Raw genomic sequence first — 7,229 nt, 5'->3', positions numbered from 1 at the left:
TCACGAATCTTTAGCTGATGGGGGGATTTCCGATTACTTTTTTCCATATACTGCCCTCTCTGGCGGAGTGGACTTAAGTTTGTCACGGATTCAGGATTACTTCAAACAAGAGGCGTCGCAGCAATGGAACTGCCAGAAGTGACAACAGACATGCTCTTTAGAATCGCTCTCGACCGTTTTGTGGCAGACTCTTATGACTATTTCACAGTAGCACATGCAGCCGAAGGAGATAGTTTCGATATTACAAACGGTAATGGAGAATTGATCGCGACCGAATCTGCTTTTCTTTATCCCGGCATTTATGAGGATGTATGGCTTATCGTTGACGATTACGGGCCAAACTCGAAAGAAGGTCTCGTGGTTACCATCTTGCTCCCTGAAGAATATTAAAAGGATGAAAGGACTAACCTAATCAATGAAAGAATTTAACCTAAACATTCGAGTAGATATGCAAAATGGCGCTGTTTCTGGAAGTTTAAATGGTGGAATTCCATGTAATCCCAATGATGATGATAACTTAAAGCACTTTTATGAGTTGCTCCGATGGCTGCGAAATGTTTTTGGTAGCAAATATAAAAACAAAGAACTGAAAAGTAAAATTCTAGATATATTATTGAAATCAGGTATAAAGAAAAGAAGTAAACCCGGCTTACTTCCTAATGTGATTAAAATTTACATTTTGTATATGATAACTTAAAAATAGGCCACCGTAATCATTGAAAAACCGGCCACAGCCGATAAACCTACTTGGAGAACAATTCGACAAGTGGGGGCCGGGGGAGAATGATGACAATGAGCATGATGCAGAAGATTTTAATGATGTACATCCATGAAGGGAGGTCGCGCCGGGAGATTGCGAGATTGACCGGAGTTCACCGTGAAACGGTTGGAAAGTACATTCACCAATATGAAGAAAGGAGAAGGCAGTTACTCACAGAGGGGAATGACGCGGTAGATATTCAAGCCATGATTGATGCTCTGACCACCGCCCCGAAGTACAACACAGGGATTCGACCGAAACGGAAACTGACCGATGAAATTGCAGAAAAGATCCAAGCACATCTGGATGAAAATGAAGTGAAGCGAAACCAAGGACAACGAAAGCAACAAAAGAAGGCGATGGACATCTTTGAGGCGCTGGAAGCCGAAGGGATAGAAATCAGTTACAGCACGGTGCTTCGGACGATCCGCGGAATGGAACGTAAACCGAAGGAAGCGTTCATCAAGGCCATATATGAGGCTGGGGAGATCTGTGAATTCGATTGGGGTGAAGTGAAACTTAAAATCAAGGGCAAGCTGCAAACGTTTCAGATGGCGGTCTTTACGTCCGCTTATGGAAACTACCGCTTTGCGTACTTGTTCACCAAACAAACGACAGAATGCTTCCAGGAAGCCCATGCCTTATTCTTGCAGCATATTGGCGGCGTATATCGGACGATGGTCTATGATAACATGAAGGTGGCGGTCAAGCAGTTTGTTGGGACTGAGAAAGAGCCGACTCAAGGGTTGCTACAATTGTCGCTGTATTATGGCTTTCAATTCCGGTTTTGCAATATTCGCAGCGGAAACGAAAAGGGGCACGTGGAGCGCAGTGTGGAGGTCGTGCGCCGGAAAGCATTCGCCTTTCGGGACGAATTCGACTCCTTGGAGGAAGCGAATCAGTATCTGCAGGAGGTGTGCACCCGACGCAACCAAAAACCGCAAACCGAACTGGATGGTCAGACGGCAAGCGAGCGACTGGAACAGGAACGCCCTTCCCTTCTCCCTGCCCTGCCCGCGTTTGATGCCGCTCGCGTACTCTACGGACGGGTGGACAAGTATGCGACGATCGTGGCGGATCAGAACCGTTACTCGGTACCGGATCATTTGGTGGGCGAGTCGGTCATGATCAAGGTGTATTCTACCCGTATCCTTTGTTTTTACCGGGAAACTCAGGTGGCGGAGCATCTGCGACTGATCGGCAGCCATGAGTGGCGGCTTGATCTGAATCATTATTTGGAGACGCTAAAGAAAAAACCTGGTGCATTCGCCGGTAGCGCGGCATGGCATCAGGCTCCACAAAAATTAAAATCCATTTACGAGATGTATTATACCAAACGGGAAAGGGAATTTTCGTATTCCTCGGGCCGGAGATTTGCCACCGGCTTCCTTCAGATTCTACCTCGCGGTAGAGACCCTTGCCTTAAGCTAATGGCTACTACTGCCTTCGCCATTCGGGACTTGAACCCTATAGATAACGCCCATGCCGGGCGCACATAAAGGCTGCCTCGACGGCAGCCGTGTAGAATAAATTCTACACGGTTCACTCAAAAAGCAATTTGTCAACAGCCCCTTCAATGGGTTCCTTTTTTGTTTGATTTATTAACAAATTTAATTAATCGCATTGCAAATTCCAATTATTATTTAATCATGAATTAACACAATTTAATACTCCATTGATATATGTATGTGAATATAAGAAACAAGGGGAGGTGACAACATGGTATTGGAAGTGGAAAATGTCACGAAGAAATTTGACCACCTGGTGCTGGATCATATCAGTTTTCAAGTTTCCCAGGGTGAGTTTGTTGTCATTCTGGGTTCCAGCGGCGCGGGGAAATCAACCTTGATGAGATGCCTGAATGGCTTGATGGCGCCTACCAGCGGAAAGGTTAGGGTCCATGACATCGAGGTGTGCAAAAAAAACCTTCACAAGATCCGTCAAAAAGTAGGTTTTATTTTTCAGAATTTCAACGTCATCGGGAATTTGACCGTGATGCAGAATGTGCTGATCGGCCTGCTGGGAACCAAATCGTTTTGGAACATTTTTTTCACCAAGGAAGAAAAAAAGATCGCGGAAGAAGCGATTGAACTGGTGGGTTTAAAGGACAAAATTTACACGCGTGTTGAGAAATTGAGCGGGGGGCAAAAACAAAGAGTGGGTATCGCCAGGGTGCTGGTGCAGAAACCCGATGTGATTCTCGCGGATGAGCCGGTCTCCAACTTGGATCCGGTCATCAGCCGGGAAATCCTCGATATTTTGCGGAACATCAACGAAAGCAAAGGAACGCTGGTCATTTGTAACCTGCATCAACTCGAATACGCAGTAGAGTATGGCCATCGGATCATCGGCATTCACAGCGGAAAAGTGCTTTTTGACGGCAACCCCCAGGTAATGCGGGAGCAAGACTTAGCCCGGATATATGGGGAAAAGTTTGTGCAAAACGAAATACGGAAGCCTAATCGATCGTTACTGAAAAGAGAACTAGTTCAAGTATAATGGAGGGAAGCGGACATGAAAAAAACAGGAGTATTGGCAATCATCACGACATTATTGATTTCTCTGTTGTCCGGTTGCGGCGGGGAGAAGTCTGCGGCAGGAGCGGCAAAATCGGGGATTGATCCGAACCCAGCAAAATTGAGGATAGCTCTTCTGCCCGACGAATCACCTTCCACGGTAATCAAAAACAATGAAGGATTAAGGAATTATTTGGCGAAAACTTTAAATAAAGAAATCGAACTCGTCGTAACGACCGACTATTCTTCGATGATCGAAGCGATGCGCAAAGGGCATATCGAGGTTGCTTATTTCGGGCCTCTATCTTATGTACTGCTCAAGCAAAAGATGGAAAATGTCGAGCCGTTCGCCGCCAAGCTCGATAAAGGGGCGCCCACTTATAACGCGGTAGTCATCGCAGGAGCGAATACGGGTATCGCCCAATTAAGCGACATCAAAGGGAAAACTGTCGCTTTCGGAGATGCTGCCTCCACCTCAAGCCATATGATCCCGAAGGAAATGATTAAAAATGCCGGTTTGGAAGCGGAAAAAGACTACAAACAACAGTTTGTCGGAGCACACGACGCTGTAGCGAAAGCTGTGCAAAACGGCAATGCCGAGGCCGGCGGGCTCAGCAAACCGATCTTTGATTCCCTCGTGGAAAAAGGCACTATTGATAAAAACAAGGTGAAGGTCATCGAAGTATCCAAGCCGTATCCAAATTATCCATGGGCCATGAACAGTGAACTCGATCCGCAATTGAAAGAATCGATTAAAAAGGCGCTGTACGATTTGAAGGACAAAGATGTCCTCAAGCCGTTAAAAACCGAAGGTTTCGTGCCGATTACTGATAAAGATTTTGATGTCATTCGCGATATGGTAAAATTGCTTGGCATCGATCTGGAGAAGGTACAATGAGTGTAATCAAAGCGTCGGCTGCTTCTATCAAATCGCACAGCGGATCAGTCTTGATGAACGGATGGTTTTTCATTATCCTGATCGGAGCGGTGTTAATCCTAGGCTCCTTGTTTTACACCTTGAATGTCAGTTGGGACTCGCTTGCTAACAGCAGAACGCTAAGCAATTTCATATCGACTGTCGGAGAAATGTTTCCGCCCAATTTCGCCGTTGTGCCCACATTGGGGAAAGCGATCGTGGAAACTCTTGTAATGAGTGTTATGGCTACGATTCTTGCCGTTTTCTTATCGTTTCCTCTCAGCTTTTTGGCGGCGGAAAAAACATCGCTCCATCCCTCGGTTCGCTATATGGCCAAAGGCATATTTAACGCGTTGCGGACGATTCCTGAACTTATCATGGCGATTATCTTTGTGGCTTCCGTCGGCTTCGGAATTCTTCCGGGAATTCTCGCGCTGGGAATCCATTCGGCCGGGATGCTCGGGAAGTTTTATGCGGAAGCGATCGAAAAAGTGGACACCGGCTTGATCGAGGCGGTTGAGTCTTCGGGTGGATCGCGTTTTCATGTCATCGTCTTCAGCGTAATCCCTCAGATAGTAAGCCATTGCATTGACTTTACTTTGTACCGGTGGGAATACAATTTCCGCGCCTCGACGGTCGTCGGCATGATCGGCGCGGGCGGAATCGGCTTTCAATTAATCGCTTCTCTGCGGATCATGCAGTACCAAGATGTTCTTGCGATTCTTGCGGTTGTGTTTGTGATGGTGCAGTTGGTCGACGCGTTCGGGAATATGATTCGCAGAAAATTATTGTTTGGGGAGAATGGTACAAACAGATGAGCAGACCAAGGGTGTTTATTTCACACTGGATGCCGCAAATCGGTGTTGATATGATTAAAGAGTATTGTGAAGTCGATTATTACGACGGGATAGAGCCTTTATCCAAAGAAACCTTTATCGCTAGAGCCAAGAAGGCTGATGCGGTGCTCGCTTTCGTATGCGACACCATTGATGAGGAAATTCTGCAAAGCTGCCCGAACGTGCGGGTGATCAGCAGTTTCGGTAAAGGGTTCGATAATATTGATGTGGAAGCTTGTACCAGGCACAATATACTGGTGACGATTAATCCCGATGCGCTGACGGAATCTACGGCGGATTTGGCGATCGGATTGCTCCTATCGGTTTCCCGCAATATTTTAGCCGGCGACCGTCATGTGCGCAACAGGGAATTTAAAGGTTGGCATGCGGTTCATTGTCTAGGCCGCGACTTTCATCATTCCAAGTTGGGGATCATCGGATTTGGTGCCATCGGCCGGGCGATCGCAAAGCGCGCCAAAGGCTTTGGCGTTGAGATATCCTATTATGATGTTCGCAGATTTCCGGAAATGGAAGATCATCCGGGAGCGAGGTATATCGAATTGCCCGCACTGCTCAGCGAAAATGATTATGTGGTAGTGGCTGTCGATCTCCGGCCGGAAAACCATCATCTGATTGACCGGGAAGAGCTCGAATTGATGAAGAAGGATAGCTTTTTAATCAATATCAGCCGGGGATCGATCGTGAATGAGCAAGCCGTAGCGGAAGCTTTAGAGCAGGGCCGTTTGCGGGGATACGCTGCAGATGTTTTTGAGTTTGAAGATACGATTATCAAGAACCGTCCGTCGTATATTGCCGAAGCACTTTTAAGACAAGGACAGAAGACGGTATTTACCCCTCACATTGGCACTGGCACCATTGAAGCAAGGGAAAGATTGGCTGTCTCCAGCGCCACTCAATTGCTGACTGCACTGCAAGGGAAAATTCCTTCCGGAGCAATAAATCAAATAAAACTCGACCCTAGGATTATATAATTGCGCAAAAGGTTGGACGTGTGATCATCCGGCCTTTTTTGGCTCCGCGAAAGTTCATTGTTTAAATTATACAGCTTTTTTATAAGTTCCTTTAATAAAATGCTCTATTTTATTAATATTACATTCCGCCGAATTTTACACGCACATATTCCATAAAGGTGTATGCGGCAAGGGATTGCGACATCGTTTTATCGAGGACCAAATAAAAATTTCGACGCAAATGGATTCCCTTGATCTTAAGAATTTGCAATGTCTTCAATTGCAGTTCTTTACGAATTGCGAATCTCGACAAAATGGAGAAACCTATTCCCGATTCGACCGCGGCTTTCACCGATTCGGTGTTGCCCAATTCCAAAACCACATTTAATTCTTCAGGATTCAAATCGATCTTCCTCAGGCTTTCGTTAATGACCTGGCGTGTTCCGGAACCAGGCTCTCTTAGGATGAGAGGCAGCGAAAATAAATCATGAGGTGTCAGCACCCCTTTACTAGCGAGCAGGGGGTGCTGATTTTGTGTGGAACTGATGACAACCAGCTCGTCCTCAAGAAAAGGGTAACTTTCAATTTCCGGGTTAGATACCGGAGCTTCCACGAAACCGATATGAATCTCCTGCTTCAATAATTGCTCCACGATATGGAGGGAATTGCCGATTTTCATCCGCAGGTTAACCTTGGGATAGTCGAGCTTAAATATTCCCAGCACATACGGAAGAATATGTTCTCCGATCGTTGTGCTGGCCCCTATAAATAAATCGCCATGAATGGAATTTGAAAGTACTGTCAGTTCCTTTTCCGCGTCATGAACGAGTTGAAAGATTCTCTCCGCGTATCTCAGCAGAACTTTTCCATAATCGGTCAATTTGATTGTTCTTGTCGTCCTTTCAAATAACTTGACTTTCAAGGCTTCCTCCAGCTGCTGGATTTGCAAACTGACCGAGGGCTGGGAAAGATGAAGTATTTTTGCAGTTTCTGAAAAATTCCGTTTGGTTGCTGCGATATAAAACACGCGCAAATGATCCAGATTCATTGTCATTACTCCTGTCCTTCTTTTTACCTATCCAAAGTATAGTCCTTAAGTGTTAAAGCTGGATAAAATAAGAAAATTCATTTAACCCCTGAATCCGTGATAGTTCTTCTGTGAAAAAGAAGAAAAAGAAAGGAAATCGCATCTCCGATGGTGAATTTTAAAGGAACCATGAATGATCCACT

The 7,229-nt window shown here is 45.8% G+C and carries 7 protein-coding genes and 1 pseudogene; 7 read left to right on the top strand and 1 reads right to left on the bottom strand.

The genetic code is table 11. The features are described 5' to 3' along the window. The first annotated feature begins 123 nt into the window (after positions 1-123). The 7 genes and pseudogenes from BLT35_RS25710 (at position 124) to BLT35_RS25680 (ending at position 6,020) form a co-directional block, all read left to right on the top strand. On the top strand, positions 124-390 hold the full coding sequence (locus tag BLT35_RS25710) for a hypothetical protein (RefSeq protein WP_027093486.1): 267 nt from the start codon (positions 124-126) through the stop codon (positions 388-390). 25 nt (positions 391-415) lie between these two features. Further along, positions 416-697 carry a hypothetical protein gene (locus BLT35_RS25705; RefSeq protein WP_074730196.1) on the top strand — a complete coding sequence of 94 codons (282 nt, stop codon included), beginning with the start codon at positions 416-418 and terminating at the stop codon, positions 695-697. 86 nt (positions 698-783) lie between these two features. After that, positions 784-2,112 (top strand): annotated as a pseudogene (istA, locus tag BLT35_RS25700) (IS21 family transposase); the annotation flags it as partial. A 367-nt stretch (positions 2,113-2,479) separates the two neighbouring features. After that, a complete protein-coding gene (phnC, locus tag BLT35_RS25695; protein WP_051318361.1) occupies positions 2,480-3,259 on the top strand; it encodes a phosphonate ABC transporter ATP-binding protein in 780 nt (259 codons plus the stop codon). A gap of 15 nt (positions 3,260-3,274) precedes the next feature. Continuing rightward, on the top strand, positions 3,275-4,174 hold the full coding sequence (gene phnD, locus BLT35_RS25690; RefSeq protein WP_027093487.1) for a phosphate/phosphite/phosphonate ABC transporter substrate-binding protein: 900 nt from the start codon (positions 3,275-3,277) through the stop codon (positions 4,172-4,174). After that, a complete protein-coding gene (phnE, locus tag BLT35_RS25685) occupies positions 4,171-5,010 on the top strand; it encodes a phosphonate ABC transporter, permease protein PhnE (protein ID WP_083351434.1) in 840 nt (279 codons plus the stop codon). Before phnD ends, phnE begins: the two co-directional genes overlap by 4 nt. Next, entirely contained in the window at positions 5,007-6,020 is a 1,014-nt protein-coding gene (locus BLT35_RS25680) for an NAD(P)-dependent oxidoreductase (RefSeq protein ID WP_027093489.1), read from the top strand. The genes phnE and BLT35_RS25680 overlap by 4 nt, the downstream gene beginning before the upstream one ends. A gap of 118 nt (positions 6,021-6,138) precedes the next feature. Here the strand turns inward: BLT35_RS25680 and BLT35_RS25675 are convergent, their stop codons facing one another. Next, positions 6,139-7,053, bottom strand: coding sequence for a selenium metabolism-associated LysR family transcriptional regulator (locus BLT35_RS25675; RefSeq protein WP_027093490.1), 915 nt, complete (start codon positions 7,051-7,053; stop codon positions 6,139-6,141). Between the last annotated feature and the right edge of the window lie 176 nt (positions 7,054-7,229).

It is taken from the genome of Paenibacillus naphthalenovorans (assembly GCF_900099895.1).
In the GTDB taxonomy this organism is placed as follows: domain Bacteria; phylum Bacillota; class Bacilli; order Paenibacillales; family NBRC-103111; genus Paenibacillus_G; species Paenibacillus_G naphthalenovorans.
Note: the sequence above shows the minus strand (reverse complement) of the source record. Positions and strands in the feature narration are given on the sequence as shown.

Bases quoted from the DNA above. Each gene is read 5' to 3' on its own strand.
- BLT35_RS25710 (WP_027093486.1), top strand. From the start codon at position 124: ATGGAACTGCCAGAAGTGACAACAGACATGCTCTTTAGAATCGCTCTC.
- BLT35_RS25705 (WP_074730196.1), top strand. From the start codon at position 416: ATGAAAGAATTTAACCTAAACATTCGAGTAGATATGCAAAATGGCGCT.
- phnC (WP_051318361.1), top strand. From the start codon at position 2,480: ATGGTATTGGAAGTGGAAAATGTCACGAAGAAATTTGACCACCTGGTG.
- phnD (WP_027093487.1), top strand. From the start codon at position 3,275: ATGAAAAAAACAGGAGTATTGGCAATCATCACGACATTATTGATTTCT.
- phnE (WP_083351434.1), top strand. From the start codon at position 4,171: ATGAGTGTAATCAAAGCGTCGGCTGCTTCTATCAAATCGCACAGCGGA.
- BLT35_RS25680 (WP_027093489.1), top strand. From the start codon at position 5,007: ATGAGCAGACCAAGGGTGTTTATTTCACACTGGATGCCGCAAATCGGT.
- BLT35_RS25675 (WP_027093490.1), bottom strand. From the start codon at position 7,053: ATGACAATGAATCTGGATCATTTGCGCGTGTTTTATATCGCAGCAACC.